Annotated in this window: 21 protein-coding genes and 1 pseudogene; 11 read left to right on the forward strand and 11 right to left on the reverse strand. The window is 62.1% G+C overall.

Going from position 1 to position 20,205, the window contains the following annotated elements:
* Positions 1 to 125 precede the first annotated feature (125 nt).
* Complete coding sequence (locus RJT37_RS02825; protein WP_313687615.1) at positions 126 to 1,091, forward strand: PAS domain-containing sensor histidine kinase; 966 nt, start codon at positions 126 to 128, stop codon at positions 1,089 to 1,091.
* Positions 1,092 to 1,279: 188 nt separating this feature from the next.
* Here the strand turns inward: RJT37_RS02825 and RJT37_RS02830 are convergent, their stop codons facing one another.
* The 4 genes from RJT37_RS02830 to RJT37_RS02845 form a co-directional block, all read right to left on the reverse strand.
* Positions 1,280 to 1,612 carry a zinc finger AN1 domain-containing stress-associated protein gene (locus RJT37_RS02830; protein WP_313687616.1) on the reverse strand — a complete coding sequence of 111 codons (333 nt, stop codon included), beginning with the start codon at positions 1,610 to 1,612 and terminating at the stop codon, positions 1,280 to 1,282.
* Between the two features lie 189 nt (positions 1,613 to 1,801).
* Positions 1,802 to 3,607, reverse strand: a complete 1,806-nt coding sequence (locus RJT37_RS02835) for a carbon starvation CstA family protein (RefSeq protein WP_313687617.1) — start codon at positions 3,605 to 3,607, stop codon at positions 1,802 to 1,804.
* 216 nt (positions 3,608 to 3,823) lie between these two features.
* Positions 3,824 to 4,804 (reverse strand): ArsA family ATPase, encoded by a 981-nt coding sequence (locus tag RJT37_RS02840; RefSeq protein WP_313687619.1) that lies wholly within the window; start codon positions 4,802 to 4,804, stop codon positions 3,824 to 3,826.
* Positions 4,805 to 4,806: 2 nt separating this feature from the next.
* Positions 4,807 to 5,103: a DUF7990 family protein gene (locus tag RJT37_RS02845; RefSeq protein WP_313687621.1), complete on the reverse strand. Its 297-nt coding sequence runs from the start codon at positions 5,101 to 5,103 to the stop codon at positions 4,807 to 4,809.
* Between the two features lie 208 nt (positions 5,104 to 5,311).
* Between RJT37_RS02845 and RJT37_RS02850 the strand changes: the two genes are divergently transcribed.
* Positions 5,312 to 6,817 carry a CobW family GTP-binding protein gene (locus tag RJT37_RS02850; protein ID WP_313687623.1) on the forward strand — a complete coding sequence of 502 codons (1,506 nt, stop codon included), beginning with the start codon at positions 5,312 to 5,314 and terminating at the stop codon, positions 6,815 to 6,817.
* Here the strand turns inward: RJT37_RS02850 and RJT37_RS02855 are convergent, their stop codons facing one another.
* Together RJT37_RS02855 and RJT37_RS02860 are read right to left on the reverse strand one after the other, a co-directional pair.
* On the reverse strand, positions 6,818 to 7,039 hold the full coding sequence (locus tag RJT37_RS02855) for a hypothetical protein (protein ID WP_313687625.1): 222 nt from the start codon (positions 7,037 to 7,039) through the stop codon (positions 6,818 to 6,820).
* A gap of 137 nt (positions 7,040 to 7,176) precedes the next feature.
* Positions 7,177 to 7,503 carry a hypothetical protein gene (locus RJT37_RS02860; protein WP_313687627.1) on the reverse strand — a complete coding sequence of 109 codons (327 nt, stop codon included), beginning with the start codon at positions 7,501 to 7,503 and terminating at the stop codon, positions 7,177 to 7,179.
* A gap of 56 nt (positions 7,504 to 7,559) precedes the next feature.
* Here RJT37_RS02860 and RJT37_RS02865 point away from each other — a divergent pair, with 56 nt between their 5' ends.
* The 3 genes from RJT37_RS02865 (at position 7,560) to RJT37_RS02875 (ending at position 8,871) form a co-directional block, all read left to right on the forward strand.
* Positions 7,560 to 7,742: a DUF8107 family protein gene (locus RJT37_RS02865; protein ID WP_313687629.1), complete on the forward strand. Its 183-nt coding sequence runs from the start codon at positions 7,560 to 7,562 to the stop codon at positions 7,740 to 7,742.
* A 111-nt stretch (positions 7,743 to 7,853) separates the two neighbouring features.
* The gene (upp, locus tag RJT37_RS02870) at positions 7,854 to 8,534 is read left to right on the forward strand and encodes a uracil phosphoribosyltransferase (protein WP_313687631.1); all 681 of its coding nucleotides are present in this window, start codon (positions 7,854 to 7,856) and stop codon (positions 8,532 to 8,534) included.
* A 127-nt stretch (positions 8,535 to 8,661) separates the two neighbouring features.
* On the forward strand, positions 8,662 to 8,871 hold the full coding sequence (locus RJT37_RS02875) for a DUF7569 family protein (protein ID WP_311170217.1): 210 nt from the start codon (positions 8,662 to 8,664) through the stop codon (positions 8,869 to 8,871).
* Between the two features lie 55 nt (positions 8,872 to 8,926).
* Here RJT37_RS02875 and RJT37_RS02880 read toward each other — a convergent pair whose 3' ends face one another.
* From RJT37_RS02880 to RJT37_RS20480, 5 genes and pseudogenes are all read right to left on the reverse strand, one after another.
* Positions 8,927 to 9,775, reverse strand: coding sequence for a hypothetical protein (locus RJT37_RS02880; RefSeq protein ID WP_313687635.1), 849 nt, complete (start codon positions 9,773 to 9,775; stop codon positions 8,927 to 8,929).
* 1,041 nt (positions 9,776 to 10,816) lie between these two features.
* On the reverse strand, positions 10,817 to 11,500 hold the full coding sequence (locus RJT37_RS02885) for an IMPACT family protein (protein ID WP_313687636.1): 684 nt from the start codon (positions 11,498 to 11,500) through the stop codon (positions 10,817 to 10,819).
* A gap of 116 nt (positions 11,501 to 11,616) precedes the next feature.
* Positions 11,617 to 12,120, reverse strand: coding sequence for a TrpY family transcription regulator (trpY, locus tag RJT37_RS02890; protein ID WP_313687638.1), 504 nt, complete (start codon positions 12,118 to 12,120; stop codon positions 11,617 to 11,619).
* 31 nt (positions 12,121 to 12,151) lie between these two features.
* A complete protein-coding gene (locus RJT37_RS02895; protein WP_390209088.1) occupies positions 12,152 to 14,095 on the reverse strand; it encodes a Cdc6/Cdc18 family protein in 1,944 nt (647 codons plus the stop codon).
* A 1,090-nt stretch (positions 14,096 to 15,185) separates the two neighbouring features.
* Positions 15,186 to 15,561, reverse strand: a pseudogene (locus RJT37_RS20480) (RNA-guided endonuclease TnpB family protein); the annotation flags it as partial.
* 296 nt (positions 15,562 to 15,857) lie between these two features.
* Here RJT37_RS20480 and RJT37_RS02905 point away from each other — a divergent pair.
* The 6 genes from RJT37_RS02905 (at position 15,858) to RJT37_RS02925 (ending at position 20,175) form a co-directional block, all read left to right on the forward strand.
* Positions 15,858 to 16,499, forward strand: a complete 642-nt coding sequence (locus RJT37_RS02905; RefSeq protein WP_313687642.1) for an Era-like GTP-binding protein — start codon at positions 15,858 to 15,860, stop codon at positions 16,497 to 16,499.
* Between the two features lie 5 nt (positions 16,500 to 16,504).
* Positions 16,505 to 16,894 (forward strand): DUF2073 domain-containing protein, encoded by a 390-nt coding sequence (locus RJT37_RS02910; protein ID WP_313687644.1) that lies wholly within the window; start codon positions 16,505 to 16,507, stop codon positions 16,892 to 16,894.
* Positions 16,895 to 16,968: 74 nt separating this feature from the next.
* Positions 16,969 to 17,892 (forward strand): OapC/ArvC family zinc-ribbon domain-containing protein, encoded by a 924-nt coding sequence (locus tag RJT37_RS02915; protein WP_313687646.1) that lies wholly within the window; start codon positions 16,969 to 16,971, stop codon positions 17,890 to 17,892.
* A 124-nt stretch (positions 17,893 to 18,016) separates the two neighbouring features.
* Positions 18,017 to 18,106, forward strand: coding sequence for a hypothetical protein (locus RJT37_RS20580; RefSeq protein ID WP_425604684.1), 90 nt, complete (start codon positions 18,017 to 18,019; stop codon positions 18,104 to 18,106).
* Between the two features lie 105 nt (positions 18,107 to 18,211).
* Positions 18,212 to 19,015 carry a DUF7089 family protein gene (locus RJT37_RS02920; RefSeq protein ID WP_313687648.1) on the forward strand — a complete coding sequence of 268 codons (804 nt, stop codon included), beginning with the start codon at positions 18,212 to 18,214 and terminating at the stop codon, positions 19,013 to 19,015.
* A 182-nt stretch (positions 19,016 to 19,197) separates the two neighbouring features.
* Positions 19,198 to 20,175, forward strand: a complete 978-nt coding sequence (locus tag RJT37_RS02925) for a D-2-hydroxyacid dehydrogenase (protein WP_313687650.1) — start codon at positions 19,198 to 19,200, stop codon at positions 20,173 to 20,175.
* Positions 20,176 to 20,205 lie beyond the last annotated feature (30 nt).

A 20,205-nucleotide genomic window follows, 5' to 3' on the forward strand; every position in this document is an offset into this window, starting at 1 on the left:
TCCCTCGGGACGAGGTCCCGGAGCGGGGGACGGCCGAGCGAACATATTAAATCGTTTAATATCATTCATCGGACAACGTGACTTCTGATTCGTCAACAGATCTGGCGCCCGAGTTTTTCGCCAAAATGGTCGAATCGGTCGGCGTCGGCGTCGGGATCTACGGGGAGAATGGTCGATACACCTACGTCAACCAGTCGTACGCGGATCTGTTCGATGTCGCACCCTCGGATTTGATCGGAAAGACGCTGTGGGAAATCGTTCCGGAGGTCGAAGCGAGCAAGTTTGACGGATACTGGTCGTCGTTTGCGGACGGCGAGACACGAAAGGCCGAAACGGTGCACAAATATAACGATCGGGAGGTTCCTGTCGCAACGGTCACAACTCGGCGGTCGATCGACGGCATTGCCTATCACTTTGGAACGATCAAAGACATCTCGAAACGGAGAGCCCGGGAACGAGAGATCGAGCGCCAGAACGAACGGCTCGAGAACTTCGCAAGCGTCGTCTCACACGATCTACGGAACCCGCTGAATGTCGCTCAGGGATACCTTGATATTCTGCAAGAGGATATCGATCGGGACGAACTGCAACTCGTCGACAACGCGCTCGATCGGATGAGCGCGCTGATTACCGAACTTCTGGAACTCGCACAGAGTGAGAACAAGGTCGGTGAGACGACGCCAGTCCCGCTTCAAATCGTCGCACGGAGGGCGTGGGACAATGTAGATACCTCGGAAGCGGTCCTGCAGTCGCCCGAATCGAATCCACGAGTGATGGCCGACCACTCTCGGCTCCAGCAACTATTCGAGAACCTCTTTCGGAATGCAGTCGAACACGCCGGCCCGGACGTCCGCGTGACTGTCGGGACGACGGCAGACGGATTTTACGTCGCCGATAACGGCCCGGGAATCTCCCAGAAGAAGCGCGACCGTGTCTTCGAGACAGGATTTACGACGGCGCAGAACGGGACTGGATTCGGACTGAGCATCGTCCAGCAGATCGTCACTGGACACAACTGGAGGATACAGATCACAGAAAGCCCCGACGGCGGGGCACAGTTCGAGATCACAGGCGTCGATTTTGCCGAGTAGACGTTTCCACGCTCGCAGGGTTTACTGCTGAACTGATCACGTTTTTCCTAATTAATTATCTATTTGTTACTACGTCGATAGGGAGACGAGCCGTGGTGAGCAATTATTGATTCTCGTCTGGGAAACGTCTGTATGAGACTATCTGCATACGAAGTTTGGTTACTGAGGAGTGAAGAGAGGAACGGGACTCACCACGGAAGCAGTCGTCGCCACCAAGGATCCGATTCGGTAACCTCTGATTTCTCTTCCGCCCCAACAACGGAGCCATCGAGAGCAACATCCGGGCTCGATTGACCGATATCACTCGGCGTCGTCCCGACAGTCTGGTCCTCGTTCAGACGCATCGCCATCGACTCACGGCCCTCCGGAGATTCATCGTCAGGAAGTCGACTACCTGTGCAGGTGTGGTTCTCGGGCAGTCTGTGATCAGTACAGACAGGGTTTCCGCAGTACGCACACCGATATGGCATCCCATCAACTGTAGTCTCCGAGCCACAGACGTGACAGGCCGACTCAGCCATAGATGATAGAGAGATATGACAGTAAATAATCTAATCGGTGAGACGCGTCGGCAGGATGTCGAACTTCACAAAGAATCTCCCCTGCGAGAAAGGAAGACGAACAGTCGGTAAGCCACTCCAGCGGAACTACGACGCTCTCGCCGGGTGAAGAAATGGAAAATTGGTACGATGCGGTTTCGCGGCCGACGCTCAGTCGTCGCCCGGCGAGAAGCCGCCCGCCCGTTCGCCGTTGCGGACTTCGTCGATGTTGTCGTAGCCCATCTTGACCAAGGAGAGGCCGAGATACACCAACACGAGCGCGAGGGCGATCTGTGTCACCGCCGAGATCATCTGCACCGTCGTCGCCTCGGCCATCCACGAGGGATCGAGGAACTTGGTGTAGAGGTTGCTGTGGAAGGCGAGCCACAGGAGCCCGGAGACGGTGATGGCGACCATCACGGCCATCGGGCCGCCGGTGCTGAGAAGCTGCTTCGAGTCGTCCCAGTTCGCGAGCCACACCGTCGCGGTCAGGAGCGCAAGCGCCGCGAGCAGCTGATTCGCGCCGCCGAACAGCTGCCACAGCGTCGCCCACGACCCGCTGGCGATGAGGACGTACGCCGGGATCGTCTGGAGCGCGGCGTTGCCGTAGCGGTCCGAAGCGAACGACTCGACGGACGTCTCGGGCGTGCCGACGATCTCCTCCATCATATAGCGGCCGAGGCGCACGGCCGTGTCAGTCGACGTGAGGAGGAAGCTCACGAGCACGAGCGCCATGAACGGCCCCCCGAACGAGGTGGGGATGCCGAAGCTGGTGAGTAGGATGGCGCCACCGGACGCGAACGTCGGCAGCGCCAGGCCGATCCCGCCGCCGACGTCGGGCGCGACGACCGCGACACAGATGAGTGCAACCGTCGCGAGCAGGCCTTCGCCGAGCATCCCGCCGTATCCGATCGCGCGAGCGTCGGTTTCGCGGTTCAGCTGCTTCGCGGTGGTCCCCGAGGAGACCAGCGAGTGGAAGCCGCTGATGGTCCCGCAGGCGATCGTGATGAAAAGCAGCGGGAAAAGCGGCGCGCCGTTGCGGCCGATGAAGCCGTAGAACGGTTCGAGGCTGGTCACGAGCGGCTGGTTCGCCGTACCCAGGAGCGTTCCCACGATGACGGCGACGAGCGCGCCGCCGACGCCGGTGTACAGCAGGAACGACGAGAGGTAGTCACGCGGCTGGAGCAGGAACCAGACCGGCAGGGCGCTCGCGATGGCGCCGTAAATCAGGATGATCGGGATCCACGCCGCCGTGTTGGCGCCGAACGCGCCGGCAGCGGGGAGCCACGACATCCCCGATCCGAGGAGGACGATCGTTCCGGCGGGGTAATCGCCCGGAACCAGCGCGAGCGGGTACTGGATGCCGACCCAGACCCCGGCGAACATCAGCGCGACGAACAACCCGGTCCCAACGAGGAACGGGAGATCTAACTGGTACAGCCACACGCCGAGCAGCACCGCCAGTCCGATGTAGATCAGACTGGCTGTCGCCGCCTGCGGGAACGCGTTGAAGACGATGGCAACGACGAGTGCGAACACGGCGACGACGAGGATGATCGTCAGGAACGCGAACCACAGCAGCATATTCTTGCCGCGTTCGCCGATGTACTCCCCGATGATGTAGCCGATCGACTTCCCCTCGTGTCGGAGGCTGGCCGACAGCGCGGAGAAGTCGTGCACCGCCCCCATCAGCGGATTGCCGATCGCGATCCACGCGAGGGCGGGAAGCCACCCCCATAGTACGCCGGCCGTGATCGGGCCGACGATCGGTGCGCCGCCTGCAATACTCGAATAGTGGTGCCCGAGGAGCACCGGCTTCTTCGATGGGACGTACTCCTGGCCGTCCTCATACTTGTGTGCCGGTGTCTCGCGGTCGTCGTCGAGGTCGACGAACTGCGCGAGATACCTCGAGTATCCGAGATACCCGATGCTGAACAGCACGAGTATCGCTATGACTAACCATAGTACCTGGACCATATTGTGATTGCCCCACACATCGTTGCGGAAGAATCACGTATAATGTTAACGATCAATGGGCTGGTAATGAAACCGGTCCGGGTTACAGGTTCGGTGTGAGCAAACGGGAGAGGGTGTCCCGGAGAAACAGCCGCCGGCGACCAGGTCGTCCGAAAGTGGAGCCTGTCTGTCTGAAAGTGAAGCCTGTTCGTGTGTGAGTGAGGCCGATTCGTGTGGTCACTCCGCCGAGGACGAGGGCGGGTCCGGACGGACCTCAATATCCAGTTCCGAGGCGACCGTCTCGAGGATACTCCCTTTCACTTCGGAGACGCGGGTTTCGATCTCCGCGACGACAGGCGGCTCGAACGCCTCGTGGAGGGTTTCGAGGTGCTCCCGCTCGGTTTCGACCCGGTCGCGGAGGAAGGTCGCGCCGCGGCCCTCCTCGTGGGGTTCCGGTTCCGGCGTGAGCCGGTTGATCGCCAGCCCGCGGACGTCGAGACCGTACGACTGGAGTTCGTCGACGGCACGGCTCGTCTCCCGCAGCGACAGTTCGTCGGGGTTGACGACGAGGAAGAAGGCGGCGTCGTTTCTGAGTTTCTGTCCGGCGAACTCGAAGCGCTCTTTGCGCGTCCGCAGTCGGTCGAGGATCGGATCGCCGTCCATCATCCGGCGGGGTTCGTTGTTGCCGATCGCCGCTCGTTCGTACAACTCGATCGCCTGTTCGCGCTTGTGTGCGAGCCGATCGATCCACCCTTCGAGCATCTCCGGAAGCGAGAGCAACCGGAGCGTGCCGCCGGTCGGCGAAGTGTCGAAGACGACGCGGTCGTACTCGTCGGCCTCGCGCATCACCTCGATGAAGCGATCCATCAACGCGGCCTCGTAGGCACCGGGTGTCTGGTGGGCCATCTCGATTTGGCGATCGATCTCGTTGACCATCGCGGCGCTCACCTGATCGGTCATCGCGCGTTTGGTCTCCATCAGGTGGCGCTCGGTCTCGGCTTCGGGATCGATCTCCATCGCGTCGAGACCGTCGATCCCCTCCACGGAGGAGGGGTCGTCGTCGAACTGCTGATCGAAGACGTCGGAGGTGCTGTGGGCCGGATCCGTCGACACGATCAGTGTGCGGAGGTCTGCACGGGCACACCGGAGCGCGTACGCCGAGGAGACGGTGGTCTTCCCGACCCCGCCCTTTCCGCCGAAAAAGACGTGTTTGTGCATCGTCAGAAGTGGTACTGCTGGCCTTTTCGTTCGAGCATCGACCCGCGATCCCACATCCGCCGTTCCCAGGCCTCGAACTCGTCTTCGAGATACGGGAGCAACTCGGCGGTGTAGTACGACACCGGCGAGGGGATCCCGAAGGCTTCCGGGAAGCAGGCGAGCATAAACGTGTCTTCGAGGTCCTCGGCTTCGTTTTCGATCTTCTCGTAGGCGGGATGGGAGATCATCCCGTGGTAGAGCCCCCGAGCCCACTCGGCGAGAGCCGTCCGGAAGCGTCTGATCCGTTCCACAAGGGACATAGCGCGAGGTACGGACGCCGCAACAAAAGCGTATTGCCCGGATGTGCCCAGCGTGCCAGTCCGCAGGAGTCGCAAACTCGTCGCCAGCGGGATGCCCGCGGCACCGGGAGACCGGGGTGGGGAGGGGAGAACGGGTCGATACAGTCGCGCACGTGCGTTGCGACAACAGCGCCCGCACGTTGAAGTGTCGGCAGCGCCCACAGAGCGTATGCTGAAGTCGTCGGATGAGACACCAGTGACAGTGCTCAGCGGGAGCCTCGGCGCCGGGAAGACGACGCTCCTCAACCGGCTGCTGAAAGGCTCCTCGGATCGGAACATCGCCGTGCTGGTGAACGATATGGGGGAGCTGAACGTCGACGCCGACCTCGTCGACGAGGCGTCGGACCTCTCGGTCGCCGACGGGACAGTCACGGAGCTCTCGAACGGCTGTATCTGCTGTGAACTGCGGGACGACCTGGAGACTGCGGTCGTGCGACTGGCCAGAGAGCGGTCCTTCGACCACCTGGTCGTCGAACCGTCGGGCATCAGCGAGCCGGCACCGGTCGCCCGGCTCTTCACCGGCGGCTCTCCCGCCGCAGCGAAGTACCGGATGGACGCCGTCGTCGCCGTCGTCGACAGTCGGCTGTTTGCCGACACGTTTGACGCTGATGCGACCCCGACGAAGTCGGTCGCGGAGGGCGGCGACGGGGACCGCCGACCGCTGTCTGACCTGCTCGTCGAACAGGTCGAGTTCGCGGACGTGGTCGTCCTGAACAAGACCGACCTCGTCGACGACGCGGAGTTGGAGCGAGTCGAGGGTGTCGTCCGATCGCTGCGTCCGGACGCGCGGATTCTCAGGACCACCTACGGCGACGTCGAGATCGATCAGGTGCTCGGGGTAGACCTGTTCGATCCCGCGACTGCAGGCGAGAAGGCCGGGTGGAAGCAGGCGTTGGACGCCCCAGCCGAAGAAGGAGGCGGCAGCGCGGACGCCGCCACAAACTCCGAGAGCGGGGGTGTACACTCTGAGGACTACGCCCACCGCGACGACAGTCACGACGACCACGCCCACAGCGACGACAGTCACGACGATCACGCCCACCGCGACGACAGTCACGACGATCACGCCCACCGCGACGATGGTCACGACGATCACGCCCACCGCGACGACGGTCACGACGATCACGCCCACCGCGACGACGGTCACGACGATCACGACCACACTCATCCCGAGGAGGACTACGGGATCACCTCGTTCACGTACCGGCGCCGTCGGCCGTTCCATCCCGAGCGGGTTGCCGACGTGCTCGGCAACCTTCCGCCCTCGGTGTTGCGGTCGAAGGGCCACCTTTGGGTCGCTGGCCGGGAGGAAACGCATCTGACGTACGGGCAGGCGGGCCCCTCCGCGACGGTCGAGGCAACCGGTCGCTGGGTCGCAAGCCTGCCCGAATTCGAGCAGCGAAGCTACCGCAACAACCGGTCGGATCTCGGATTCGAGTGGGACGAAACGTGGGGAGACAGACGGACGGGACTGGTGTTCATCGGACAGGATATCGACGAGGCGGCGCTGCGAAAACGGCTCGACGACGCGCTCCTCACCGACGAGGAGTTCGAAAGCGACTGGGAGACGCTGTCGGGACTCGATCGCTATCCGACCGAGGCCGACGAAGAGTACACGCTCGCCGATCCGACCGAATCATCTGCGCGGGAGCGGGAGTCGACAGATGTCCCGTAGTCAGCAGGCACAGCCCGTCGAATCGGGCGAGCGTTCGAGTTCCATCTCGTCGCCGCACTCCGGGCACGTCGGCGGCGCGTCGCCGGCGACGTCGTCGGCAAGAGTTCGTTCGGCACAGTCGTGACACCAGTATGCGCCGCTCGTGGACGAAGTCGCGTCACCCCGGTTCGGCGACTCCGTCGACGCCGCAAACGTGTCTTTGAGCGTTCCGAGCAGTCCCATACACCGGAAATGTGAGTCCGTCCTGTTAATTCCGCCTCGCTCGTCCGCGGGGCACGCACGGCCGACAGGCGAGTCTGATCCGCTGGCAAAGCAAAAGTCACCCGGTGGAGAGCAAAGGGTCGAACGAGAAATGCAATTCACGCGCCGCGAGCGAAGACGAGAACGCTCAAGACGAGGAAGACGATACCGAAGACGAGTGCGCCGTAACAGATCTGCCGGAATCGGACTTTCGCCGGGACCTCGCGGCGGACGACGGGATCGACGGTCCAGACGTATCGCCGGTACGCCCAGACAGTGGTAAGGAACGCGATGGCCGTCGAGATAGCGAGGCCGCGCGGCCAGGGGATGGCGAACGCATCGAGGTAGAGGGGACCAAACGAGAGACACAGCAGCCACGCTGACCCGGCGACGACGGCGAACGGCACCGGATCGACGGGTTCTCCCTCGCGATTGCGGACGTTCACATTCCCGTTTCGGGCGCCAGCGCAAAATATGTGAAGGCCGGCCACGACACCAGACTATGGAGACGACTTCGCAAGGGGACCCGCGCGTGCTCTTCGCGATGAACCTCGTCCTCTCGTCGCTGTTTGCGACCCTCGTCGTGTGGGGACTGAGCTTGGTCGATATCGCGCAGTTCACGCTCGTAAACGTGGGATCGCTGGCGCTGATCATTATGGCGGCGACGCATATCATCACCCGATAGGTGGGAAACCGGCCCGACGTGCTCGGTCAGGCAGCCGGCCCGACGTGCTCGGTCAGGCAGCCGGAACGATCCCGGTGAGTTATGTGGGTCCGCCTCCCGACTGTGGAACTGATGACCATAGAAGACCGCGACGACGCGTATCTGATCACGCACGCACTCGCGAAGGACACCCTCTCTCGACTCCGGGACGTCGAAACCGAGCAGGTGGCGTTCCGCAAGGGGCTGGTGAAACTCGGTCGGATCTGCGGGTACGAGATCATCGACGGCGCGATGGAAACCGAGTACGTCAGCGTCGAGACACCGCTGACCGAGACGACCGGCGAGCGGGTCAAGGGGCTCGACGACGTCGTCATCGTCAACGTCCTCCGGGCGGCGACGCCGTTCGTCGAGGGGTTGTTGAAGGCGTTCCCGCGAGCGAAACAGGGCGTCATCAGCGCCGGCCGCGACGAGGAGGCGGGGATGAACGAGGCTGGGGAGTTCCCGATCAGCATCGACTACGTCAAACTGCCGGAGATCACCGAAGACGACACCGTCATCGTGGCCGATCCGATGCTCGCGACCGGATCCACGATGAGTGCCGTTCTCGATCACGTCCTCAACGCCAGCGACACAGAGCCCGCCGACGTGTTCGTGCTCTCGGCGGTCTCGGCGCCCGACGGCCTCCTCCGAATCGGGGAGGAGTTCCCTCGGGCCGATCTCCTGACCGTCGCTATCGACGATCATCTGGACGATGACGGGTACATCATCCCCGGGCTGGGCGACGCCGGGGATCGGGCGTTCCGAACGACCTGATAATGAGTGGGTGGGGTTACGAGCGAGTGGCGCTACCGCCTTCGAGGCCAGTGGGATCGCCGCTGCGACGTCGAATCCCGCCGGGACCTGGTGAACACCTTTACCGACGGGCTACGCAGGGGGACGTATGGCCGGGAGCCAGCCCTGTGACGCCTGCGGCGAGCCGACCGACGACCCCCTCGCGCGGACGGTACAGTTGAACGTCGATCGATCCGAAGTGGACAGCCAGCGGCTCTGTCCGGGGTGTTTCGCCGACTGGATCGAGCGCTATCGGACCGAGATGCAGCCGCGAAGCCGTAACGTCGGCGACGACGACGCCGACATTATCGTCGACTGACGGCGGCGACAGGGGCGAGCCGGTTGGATGTTGTGGATAATCGATGTGAAAACGTCTACGGGAACATTCGCGGCCCGTTGCCGGCTCCCTCGTAGATCGCGATGTACCGGGCACCGGAATCGTCGTCGGGGCACTCGTCGGTGCGCTCGACGCGGAACGTTTCTCCGGTCGTGTTCGTCGCCTCGATGTGGAGTCTCACCGGATACGTCTTCGAGCCGAAGCTCATCACGTGCTCGTTGTAGCCGTCCTCGACGTTCAGGTGCGCCCGGACGGGCGGCCGCTCCTCCCGGTCGGGATCTGCCGGATATCTGTACTCGCTCCAGTCGCCCGCGGCACAGGCCGAATAGTCGGGGGTCTCGACTCGCTCCGGGAGGGGAGTCGGGTTGGTGACAGTGACGGTCGCGACCTGGAGTCTCTCCCGTGGCGACTCGTCGATTTCGATCCTGCTCTCGGGTTGGAGTTCGTAGGCGAGGCCGCCAGTCACGACGTCGGTGATGAGGATCACGGCCGCGAGAACGGAGACGACCGCGATGAGATATCTGGCCTGCTGCGGGTTCAGAAGGCGATTCTGGCTATCGAACCGGGTCCTGAGCGCAAAGAGGATAGCCGCAAGGACGAGCAGACCGAGGACCGTCAGTTCGCTCCCGAGATCGAAGGTATTGACGAGATCGAAAAAGAGCCCCACGATCGAGATGACGACGACGCCGTACCCGAGAATCGTCAGTTGCGGATCGGCGGTGCGCTGGGAGATAGCGAGGACGAGCGAGAGAAAGGCGAGGACGATCGCGATCTTCGTCACCGGGGAGAAGTTGAGCTCAACGTTGAACACAAAAAAGAGGACGGCAATCGTGGTGAGCGTCGCCGCCGCGCCGTTGAACAGCGTCTCGGAGTCGATGTCGACCATATTGGTAGGTACAGTAGCCCGTATGAAGTATCCAAGGGTGGCACAAAGCGACGTTTCAGCCTCGAATAACTCGCTCTCCGCTCGTCGTTGTCAAGCCATTTGAACGCCCGCTCGGATGTCCCAGCATCGTGAACATCCTCACGCCGGTTTTCACCGTCTCGAACAGGGGTAGCCGCCCACAGCGACAATTAACCGGCGCGGTACGCCTGACTTCCATATTTAAGATGTTATTTCAACGGTACTTTATGATTTAGGAATCAGACAGCCACTGTCTCGTGGTTAGTATTTTGGAGTGTCGGCTTCTGCTCGCGGGCTTTGCCCGCTCGCACGGCCCGCGGAACTCTGTTCCGCGCTGTCCTCCCCGGCCTACTCGCTTCGCGCTGTCCTCTTCGGCCTGCTCGCTTCGCGCTGTCTTCTCCGGCCTACTCGCTTCGCGCTGTCCTCTTCGGCCTGCTCGCTTCGCGCTGTCCTCTCCGGCCTACTCGCTTCGCGCTGTCCTCTTCGGCCTGCTCGCTTCGCGCTGTCCTCTCCGGCCTACTCGCTTCGCGCATCCGACCTGTCGGAAGCCCTCGCTCCTCGGGGCCGGGGGGTCCGCCTCGAAACTGGTGATCGAAAAAGGCGACCGAGCACCGATCACTCCTCGGCGTACAAAAGCGTTCGTCGGCAATCAGGGCAGACATATGGAACTGGTGTGAGTATTTCGTCCGCCCGGAGACTGCTTAGGAAGCCATCGTCCGTCGACTCTGAGACGATAGACAGTTCTCCGATAGCGTCGGTCCCTTGTAGTCTCATCTGCTCTAGTGGAGTCTCACAATCTGGACAGGACTTCTCGGCAGGCATCTCACTGCAAACTACTGCCGTCTCTCTCAAAAATCAAGCTGGTCTGTTCCTGACTCGGAGAAGCGGTACTCGCTCTGTTGCCGAAGAATATACATCCCGATAGTCGGGTTTCTGTAACCGCATCGCTGGATACAGATACCGTATTCACCGATATACAGGGCGGAAGCGCACGACTTCAGTCGTGCGTCTCTGGTAACAGCGTCACTGGTCGATATCTGCCCGCCCGCTGGTCGCGCTTCGGATGCGATCGCGGAGTTCCGAGGCCGCTGCGACGGGTGCGCGGACCGAAAACGAGACCTCGGCCTCGTACGTCGCATCGAACTCGACGTCGGCACTTTCGAGGAGTCCGCGGACTGTCCCGGAGTCGTCGTAGGCGACGGTGACGTCGAACCGCTCGTGTGGGACTGTCAGAACCACCTCGGCGTCGTCGACGGCGTCGTTGACAGCGCGGGAGTATGCGCGGGCGAGGCCGCCGACGCCGAGGTTCGTCCCGCCGTAGTATCTGGTGACGACCGCAGCGACGTTCCGGACGTCGCGCTGGACGAGCACGTTCAGGGCGGGCTTGCCGGCCGATCCCGACGGCTCCCCGTCGTCCGACTGGTACTCTCGGAGCATCACTCCGGTGTTGGGAGGCGTGGCACCGGTGTCTGCGTTGGTCTCGCCCCCGGACGAGTCCGCGCCCGCCGGCACGCGGTACGCGGGGACGTTGTGGGTCGCGTCAGGGTGTCGAGAGCGGATCGTCTCGACGAACGATTCGGCTTCCTCGACGGTATTAGCGGGTGCGACGTAGCCGATGAACTCCGAACCCCTCACCTCGAAGCTGGCTTCCCCGGGATCGGCGACAGTCCGAAACGACGCGTCGGAGTCGTCTGCGGGATCGGACACGTCGAGAGCTACGCCCGGGATCGTTCAAAAGGGTTCGCGTCGGTGCATTTCAGTCGATTGAGACGTCTCCCGCAAACGTTCCGGCAGCCGATCGGTGTAGTTCTCACGAACGCGGTTCAGGCGATCGAAACTCGACGAACGAATTCCAGTTCGGATAACTCGTTCAGCAGATCACCGGGGATCGGCTCGTCGGTGACGACGTAGAGCTTCGGTTCGTCGGTGAACTCGGGGTCCTCGCTGATCGTCTGCCGGATGGAGATGTCTCGTTCGGCGAGGCGGGAACTCACCTCCGAGACGATCCCGGGCTGATCGGCGTCGTTCACCTCGACCGTCAGGACCGAGAGATCGAGGACGGGGGCGAGATCCATCAGACTCGGGATCGAGGAAATGTTCTGAAAAATCCGCCGGAGTTCCTCGTCTTCGAGGATCGCCGTGGTGGTCGAGTCGACGACGCGTCGGTCGACGCCGATCTCGCGGGCGATCCCGGTGTTCGGGATCTCGATTCCACCGGAAACGACGCGTCCTTCGTCGTTGACGGAGAAGCCGCGTTCGAGGAGCAGCCGGATGACCTCCTGTTGGCTCGGGCTCCCCTCGAACTTCTGCATAATCTCGTCGAACATATGGCGTGTCGTTTGTCGGTCTGTGAGGTGATCAGTTGTCGAACCGCGCCTGGACGAACGGCTGGACGTTCTCGATGTCGCCGAGGCGGGAGTCCGAGAGGAGGACTGCCTCCGTTTCCTCGACGGGAACGGACAGGGAGATCTCCTTCGTGCGGCCGTAGCGTCCCTTCGAGACAACGACGGCGTTCACGATCCCGAGCATATCGAGTTCGGAGATGAGGTCGGTCACGCGACGCTGGGTGAGCACGTCTGCGTCGATCTCCTCGCAGAGGCGCTTGTAGATGTTGAACACCTCCCCGGTGTTGATGTTGTGGACGCCGTTCTTCTCCAAGAGGATCGTCGCAAAGAGGACGATCTTCGACTGCGTCGGGAGCGTCCGGACGACCTCGACGACGCGGTCGAGTTCGATCTTGTCCTGCGCCTGCCGGACGTGGGCCTCCTCGACGGTGTCGGCCTGGCCGCGCTCGGCGAGTTCGCCGGCCGTCCGGAGGAGATCCAGCGCGCGCCGGGCGTCGCCGTGTTCCTGGGCCGCGAAGGCGGCACACAGCGGGATGACGTCGTCGGTGAGCGCCTCGGGTTTGAACGCGACGTTCGCGCGGTGCTGGAGGATGTCCCGCAACTGGTTCGCGTCGTACGGCGGGAAGACGATCTCCTCCTCGCCGAGACTCGATTTGACCCGGGGATCGAGAAAGTCGGTGAACTTCAGGTCGTTGGAGATGCCCATAATCGAGATCCGGGAGTTTTCCAGTTCGGAGTTCATCCGCGAGAGATTATACAGCGTGTCGTCGCCGGATTTCTCGACGAGTTTGTCGATCTCGTCGAGCATAATCACGACGACCCGCTCCTCGTAGTCGACGGCGTCGAAGAACGTCGAGTACACCCGGTCGGTGGGCCAGCCAGTCATCGGGACCGGTTCCATCTCCTCGCGGTCGGATTCGAGCTGTTCGATCCGGGCAGCAACGTCCTCGGTCGTCCCGAATCCAGAGTCGACGAGTGCCTGAGGATTCGTCTCGGCGCGCGACCGGAGGTCGGTCAGCTCTTCGAGCTTCCGGTCGATGAAGCTCTGATTCTTCTCGATGAACTTGTTGGCGAGTTGGGCGAGAACTCGATACTGGGTGTCCGTCACCTCGCAGTTGATGTACTCGACCTCGCACGGGACGTCGTACTTCTCCGACGTCGACTCCAACTCCTGGCTGACGAACTTCGCGCTGGCGGTCTTCCCGGTACCCGTCTTCCCGTAGATCAGGATGTTCGACGGCGTCTCGCCGCGAAGCGCCGACACGAGGATGGTTGCCATCTGATTGATCTGTTCGTTCCGGTGGGGGAGTTCGTGCGGCGTGTAGGATGGCCGGAGAACCTCCTTGTTCTCGAAGATCGGTTCGCCGGAGAGGAGGTCGTCGAACAGTCCCTGGCTGTCGTCTTCGTCGTCGAGGACGACTTCGTCGAGGTTTACTGTCGTGTCTCCGCGCGAGTCGGACGAGGAGCCCGGAGTTGATCTGTCGGTCGAATCTGGCGTCGAACTGGACGCGGAGGTGTCAGCCGATTCAGCGGACGGGGTAGATGTGGAGACGTCGGTCGTGTCTGTAGAGGTGTCGGTCGAATCGGATGATGGGCCGGATACGGATTGGTCGGGAGTAGAGGAGGCTGACGTGGATTGGTCGGGAGTAGAGGAGGCTGACGTGGATTGGTCGGGAGTAGACGGGTCCGTTGCGGATGGACCGGGGGTCGAGTGGGAAGACGTGGACGAGGTTGATTCGGACGGACTCGAATCAGAGTCAGTGGTACTCTCGTGTGCGGAAGTAGATGTGATGAGATCGTCGGTATCGGCTGAATCCGTCTGAGGGGATTCGGCTTCGGAAGTCCCTACCTGCGACAAGTCAGCCTGTGATGGGTCCTGAGACTTCTCAACCCCCGAGTCGGTGTCCTGTCGCGAATCGGCGTCCTGGCGCGAGTCGGTGTCCTGGCGCGAATCCACATCCTTCTCGGCAGTATCGGAACGATCTTCGTCACTCTGGGAGCGGTTAGGGGAGTGATCACTCTGGGAGCGGTTGGGGGAGTCACCAGAATCCGAAGCCACAACTCGATCCACGAACGTGTCTATATTGGTGTCGCCCTCGGTCGAGTGACCAGGGTCGGTTTCGGGTGACCGCTCACGGCCGAGTTCAGTTGGCGGATCAGAGCCAGTTTCGGTCGACTGCTGATAGCCCGTTCCAGTCGGCTGATCGGTGCCAGTTTCGGCTGGCTGGTCCGGCTGGCTTCCTTCCTCGTCGGCACGATCAGTCTCTTCTCCGACGGACAACGCCTCGTTTCGCCCGTCGCTGTGGGTGCCCTCTCCCCGTCCTGGATGATCGCCTGGATCGGCGCTGTCGTCAGATTGTGTGTCTTCTTCCATCGATATCCCCCCTATTTCGACTGGAGATAACGCCCAAAACCGGTAAATCGGGTAGTTTGCGGTTTGACGAGTGGTTTTGCCGGACCAGTTATCCGGGGGCGCGTCCAGTTGATGCAGTCGAACCAGAGGAAGAGCCACTACTAAAAACTTGTCTCTGCTCCTCTCGAAGCTGTCTATGCCGACCGCTGGACTCGAAATACCCCGCGGTGACGCCGAGTATCGTCCGTTTGGGTCGGTAGTCTTGGATTAATATTACCCACGGGAATTACTCGGTCTGTTTTCCGCGCCCGTTCTGTTTCACCCCGAACGTACTGTCGGTAGCCCCCCACCCCTTCGTTTCAACTGGAGACTTCCGAGACTGGGAAGCAACGTCTGTCAATGGAACGTAGTAGGGTGAGTAGTTATTAAAATCAAACAAGTACAGTTATGAAATTAATACTGATCTCCCACTACGGATCTGATTTAACACTGAAAGTAATAAAGGTACCGCTACTAACGAGCCCTTCGGACACCCCCCTCTCCCCTGTTCGGAGGTTCCACCTGAAACGAAGGGGTGGGGGGGGGGGCACTGCGACACTCACTTCTCTATCCAGTAGTTTGTGTCAGTAGTTTGACGTGATAGCACTCAGGTCGGCTCGGGAGTACGAACCTCAAGTCCGACCCGTACACCACAGTCGTGGAATGTGGCGGTTCGGTGGTCGTAGACGACGTGTGGGCTGGTAAACGTCGGCTTCGAAGCTTTCTTATCGTTTTCCAGCGTGCGACGACGCTTTTGCAGGCTTCAGCGGCCTTGTTCCGAGCGGCTTGCACCAACCCACCGTAGAACCCGTCTGTTTTCTCGCGCACATCGTCGTAGGTTTCGTCGTCCAGCGTGGTTTTAGGTTTCGTCGTCCAGCGTGGTTTTGCTGGTGGTGACGCAGTTCACCGTTGAAAGCGTGGTCTACGACGTACTGTGCCGACCAGAGGAACGTGTCTACGGTGTCTTCGAGGAGTACAGCGTCGTCGCTGTCCACGTCGAGTGCAACGGGGACGGTACGCCGCACCTCGATATCTTATATGTAGAACTGGTATTCCTTAAACGCTGAGGAGTCGGCCTGCCACTGTAGCGTGGTTTGGTTCAACAGTGACGGATTCATCCCACGTCGCCAGACTGCGTCTGGCGGGCAATCAGAAATCTTTGATTTCTGATGACGGCTAAAGCCGAGGGTTTTCTCCTGTATTTCGTATAACCACCGAACGACAGTTCGCCGTCGATAGCCTGTCTGACGCAGTGTTTAAGTGAACACGGAAATGTGGTTCCTTCATACGCCCTCTTCGAGCGGAACTAGAGGGCCGGGAGGCCAGGATGGGACTGTTAACAGACCTCAAAGACAGCATCTCACGGGCCGTCGACCGGATGTTTTCGGACACCGAGCCGAAACGGATCGGGATCTATGGACCCCCGAACGCCGGAAAGACGACCCTCGCAAACCGAATCGCACGGGACTGGACGGGCGACGCCGTCGGTCCGGAGAGCCACATCCCCCACGAGACCCGCCGCGCGCGAAGAAAGGAGAACGTCGAGATCGAGCGTAACGGCAAGACCGTCAACATCGACATCGTCGACACCCCCGGGGTGACGACGAAAGTCGACTACAAAGAGTTTCTCGAACACGATATGGAGAAAGACGACGCCGTTCGCCGCTCCCGGGAGGCGACGGAGGGTGTCGCCGAGGCGATGCACTGGCTCCGGGAGGACGTCGACGGCGTCATCTACGTCCTCGACAGCACCCAGGATCCGTTCACGCAGGTGAACACGATGCTCATCGGGATCATCGAGAGTCAGGATCTGCCAGTGCTCATCTTCGCGAACAAGACAGACCTCGAGGAAGCGAACGTCCAGCGCGTCGCGAACGCGTTCCCGCAGCACGAGACGGTCCCGCTGTCGGCGCTCGAAGGGAATAATATGGACGAAGTCTACGGAAAGATCGCGGAGTACTTCGGGTGAGACCGATGCCGGAAGTCACACCAGGAGAGACCGCCGACGGTGTCCAGATCGACCTCATCAGCGGCGCCCGGATGGAGGGGTTGACGAGTATGGAGAAGATCCGCCTCATCCTCGACGGCGTCCGCGACGGCAACATCGTCGTCCTCGAAGAGGGCCTGTCCCCAGACGAGGAGTCGAAGCTCATCGAGGTCACGATGACCGAGATCAGCCCCGACGAGTTCAACGGGATCGAGATCGAGACGTACCCACGGTCCGGAAGCACGAACCAGGGCTTTATCGGACGGTTGATCGGCAAGGAGTCGACGAAGAAACTCACCGTTATCGGCCCGGCGAACCAGATCGAAACGCTCCACAAAGACGAGAACCTAATCAGCGCACTCGTCTCACGGAAGTGACCTGCGGCGCCCCGCGACACGTTCCACCCGAACGGGACGCATCCCCCACGAAACGCACACACTAACTCACACAGATGCCCCACGAATGCACCAACTGCGGACAGGTGTTCGCCGACGGTTCGAAGGAGATGCTGTCGGGGTGCCCGAACTGCGGCGGAAACAAGTTCCAGTTCCAACCGTCGTCGGCGATGGACGCCGATCCAGGCGCCGAGACACACGAAGCTGACACCGGCGGGAACACCCCCAGACGCGACTCCGGCGGTCCGTCGACCGGATCGAACGCGTGGAGCGGGACTGCCGATCGTGCACTCGACGACACGAGCGGAGCAGACAGCGACCCCGAGACGGGATCACCGCACGCCGAATCCGCCGGGTCTGCAGAGTCCGCCGAACCTTCCCAGCAGCCGGACTCGTCCCATCAGTGGGTGAATCAGCGAGACGGAGAGGCGTCCGATATCACCAGCGACTCCACGGGCGACCACGAACCGGCGTCCGTCGATGACTCCGGACCCGACGCCGACACGGACGCCCCCGACGTCGAATCCCCACCCGACGCCGATCCTGGGTCAGATGACTCCCAGTCGGCGGAACGGGTGCCTCCCGAAGACACGGCACAGGCGAGCGCTCGCAGCGACGTCGTCTCCCCCGACGAAATTCTCGCTGCAGGGCGCGATAGCTCCGATAGCCGACAGCAGGATCCCGCGTCGTCGTCTCCTTCGGGGCCCGACCGGCCAGACCGCGACGGCCCGCCGACCGACGCCGATGGCAGAGTTATCGAACCGTCGAGCGAGGACCGCCCCGACCTCGAAGATCTCCGGGAAGAACTCAACGAGCAGTTCGAGAGCATCCGTATTGTCGCACCCGGCGAGTACGAACTCAATCTGATGGAACTGTACGACCGGACCGAGTACATCATCTCACTCCAAGAGGACGGTCGGTACGTCATCGAAGTCCCGGACACCTGGGACACCACCCCCGATCCCGGCGACGATACCTGAGAAGGTGGATCTGCTGAGTAAGTTGGCTGACGTCGGTTTGCTGACGACGGAGTTCGATGCTACCGGGAGAGATTTGCCGCGACGGATTGAAGCTTTTAAGCGCTACCGCGGAGACGGAGTGGGTATGAGCCAAGCGACGAAGATCGTTCTCGGTACTGTCGGTGTGTCGGCTATCCTCGCGATTGCCATCATCTTCGCCCTCGCATTCGGGTGACTCCTCTCCGACATCCGTTCGAATGCGCGCAACGGATCTGAGACGGATTCTCGAATCGAACCTTCGTAGCGGATCCCTGAAGCATCTGCATCCCTAACTCCAGGTATGTTCGACCGACGCGAACTCTCCGAAGACGTCGCGGCCGTCCGCGCGGAGCACGCCCCCGACTCGATCGTGCTGGATACGGCGGCCGATTTCGAGACGATTCCACCCGCCGCGGCGGAGGATCTCGGCCTGCTCGTCGACACGCTCGATCCGGCGACCTATCCGAGCGAGTGGCTCCCGCCCGACGCCCCGAGCCCGCTCGTCGCTTACGCGGGGGCGGACTTCACTGTCGGAATGCCCGGGGACGGCACCGTCGTCTGGACGCGGCAGACAACCCCGCCGACGGTCCTCGTGAAGAAACGCGCCGAAGGTACCCCCGACCCCTTCCTGGAGTTCCTCCTCGCGGAGGCGTTCGTCCAGGTGGGAACGGACGCCCCCGAGCATTTTCTTCCATTCTTCGGCGAGGGCTACCGCGAACTCGACGATGCGGTCCCCCTGGGTCCCGCGGACGTCTATCAGATCGCTGCCGCCCTCTACGACGCCTGGCTGGGGCTCCAGACCCGCGAGACGTTCGCCGCGTGGGAGGGCGATCACCCGGGACTCTACGACGCGTGGGTCGATGCCGGCGAGAGACTGGAAGGTCGCCTGTCGACGCTTCCTCGCGCGGTCGCACGCGAACAGACTTCCTTCCCGGAGGCGACTGAGTACGCCTGCTCGGCGATCAAACACGGGCTGGATCTCCCCACCCCGTTCGCCGCGCTCGATACGCAGGCGTTCGTCGAATACGGCGCCGAGTACGGGATCCGCTGGGCAGAGAAGACCTTCGAGAAACTGGAAACGAGCGCCGAGACCGACTCGGCGTAGTCTGCGATCAGGGGTGAACGGCTTTGCGATCAGGGGTGAACGGCTCTGCGATCAGAGGAAAGCGGATCCGGGATCGTGGCTGTACGGTCCCGACATCTGCAACACCAGGTGCTCTCGACACAAAAAATAAATCCGCAACTATCGAGTGGAGAGTAGACCCGAATTCGGGTATACCAACCGCTATGACAGACACTGATGTCGATATTCTGGTTCTCCGAGAAGGAACCGAGGGGCTCTCGATGGCCGCCTACGCCGACAAGCTTCGCGAGCGACTGCCGGACCAGTCCGTGGTCCACGCCCGAACGCCGCAGGAGGAACGGGAGTACATCTCGACCGCTCGGATCGTTACCGGCAACACGATCGACGAAGGTCTCCTCGAGCGCGCGGACCGTCTCGAACTGTTCGCGTGCACTTTCGCGGGGACCGACCACCTGCCCGGCGACCGCCTCCGCGACCGCGGCGTCACTGTTACCAACGCAAGCGGGATCCACGCACCGGGGATCGCCGAACAGGCGCTCGCCCAGATGCTCGTGTTCGCCCGGGGCCTCCACGAGGCGTGGCGTCGGCAAAAAAACGGCGAGTGGCGGCACTTCGGTCCCGGCGAGTTCACTGACAGCACCGTGACGATCGTCGGCCTCGGCACGATCGGTCAGGCACTGGCCCAGCGCCTGCAGGGGATGGAGGTCGATTCGATCGGCGTCCGCTACACGCCCGAGAAGGGCGGCCCGACCGACGAGGTCGTCGGGTTCGATCCCGCAGCCGTTCACGACGCCCTCGCCCGGAGCGACTACGTCGTCCTCGCCTGTCCGCTCACCGAGACGACCCGCTCGCTGATCGATCGGGCGGCGCTTGCGACGATGAAGCCCGACGCGGTCCTGGTGAATATGGCGCGCGGCGGCGTGGTCGATACCGCCGCGCTCGTCGATGCGCTCAAAACCGAGAAGATCCGCGGCGCAGCACTCGACGTCACCGAACCCGAACCGCTGCCGGAGGATCATCCGCTGTGGACCCTGGAGAACTGCCTCATCACTCCACACATCGGCGGCCACACCCCGAAGCACTGGGATCGGCTCGCCGACATCGTCGCCGAAAACGTCGACTGGTTGGCCGCGGGCGAGACGCTCACCAACGTGGCGTTCGCTCCGGACGACGCGACCTGACAAAAAACAGGGCTGCTCCAGCGAACCCAT

The sequence above is a fragment of the Halobellus marinus genome (assembly GCF_032113415.1).
Lineage (GTDB): Archaea > Halobacteriota > Halobacteria > Halobacteriales > Haloferacaceae > Haloquadratum > Haloquadratum marinus.

Bases quoted from the DNA above. Each gene is read 5' to 3' on its own strand.
- trpY (WP_313687638.1), bottom strand. From the start codon at position 12,120: ATGTTCGACGAGATTATGCAGAAGTTCGAGGGGAGCCCGAGCCAACAG.
- RJT37_RS02875 (WP_311170217.1), top strand. From the start codon at position 8,662: ATGGCCGGGAGCCAGCCCTGTGACGCCTGCGGCGAGCCGACCGACGAC.
- RJT37_RS02835 (WP_313687617.1), bottom strand. From the start codon at position 3,607: ATGGTCCAGGTACTATGGTTAGTCATAGCGATACTCGTGCTGTTCAGC.
- RJT37_RS02865 (WP_313687629.1), top strand. From the start codon at position 7,560: ATGGAGACGACTTCGCAAGGGGACCCGCGCGTGCTCTTCGCGATGAAC.
- RJT37_RS02825 (WP_313687615.1), top strand. From the start codon at position 126: ATGGTCGAATCGGTCGGCGTCGGCGTCGGGATCTACGGGGAGAATGGT.
- upp (WP_313687631.1), top strand. From the start codon at position 7,854: ATGACCATAGAAGACCGCGACGACGCGTATCTGATCACGCACGCACTC.
- RJT37_RS02850 (WP_313687623.1), top strand. From the start codon at position 5,312: ATGCTGAAGTCGTCGGATGAGACACCAGTGACAGTGCTCAGCGGGAGC.
- RJT37_RS02840 (WP_313687619.1), bottom strand. From the start codon at position 4,804: ATGCACAAACACGTCTTTTTCGGCGGAAAGGGCGGGGTCGGGAAGACC.
- RJT37_RS02910 (WP_313687644.1), top strand. From the start codon at position 16,505: ATGCCGGAAGTCACACCAGGAGAGACCGCCGACGGTGTCCAGATCGAC.
- RJT37_RS02925 (WP_313687650.1), top strand. From the start codon at position 19,198: ATGACAGACACTGATGTCGATATTCTGGTTCTCCGAGAAGGAACCGAG.
- RJT37_RS02920 (WP_313687648.1), top strand. From the start codon at position 18,212: ATGTTCGACCGACGCGAACTCTCCGAAGACGTCGCGGCCGTCCGCGCG.
- RJT37_RS02905 (WP_313687642.1), top strand. From the start codon at position 15,858: ATGGGACTGTTAACAGACCTCAAAGACAGCATCTCACGGGCCGTCGAC.
- RJT37_RS02830 (WP_313687616.1), bottom strand. From the start codon at position 1,612: ATGGCTGAGTCGGCCTGTCACGTCTGTGGCTCGGAGACTACAGTTGAT.
- RJT37_RS02915 (WP_313687646.1), top strand. From the start codon at position 16,969: ATGCCCCACGAATGCACCAACTGCGGACAGGTGTTCGCCGACGGTTCG.
- RJT37_RS02845 (WP_313687621.1), bottom strand. From the start codon at position 5,103: ATGTCCCTTGTGGAACGGATCAGACGCTTCCGGACGGCTCTCGCCGAG.
- RJT37_RS02880 (WP_313687635.1), bottom strand. From the start codon at position 9,775: ATGGTCGACATCGACTCCGAGACGCTGTTCAACGGCGCGGCGGCGACG.
- RJT37_RS20580 (WP_425604684.1), top strand. From the start codon at position 18,017: ATGAGCCAAGCGACGAAGATCGTTCTCGGTACTGTCGGTGTGTCGGCT.
- RJT37_RS02855 (WP_313687625.1), bottom strand. From the start codon at position 7,039: ATGGGACTGCTCGGAACGCTCAAAGACACGTTTGCGGCGTCGACGGAG.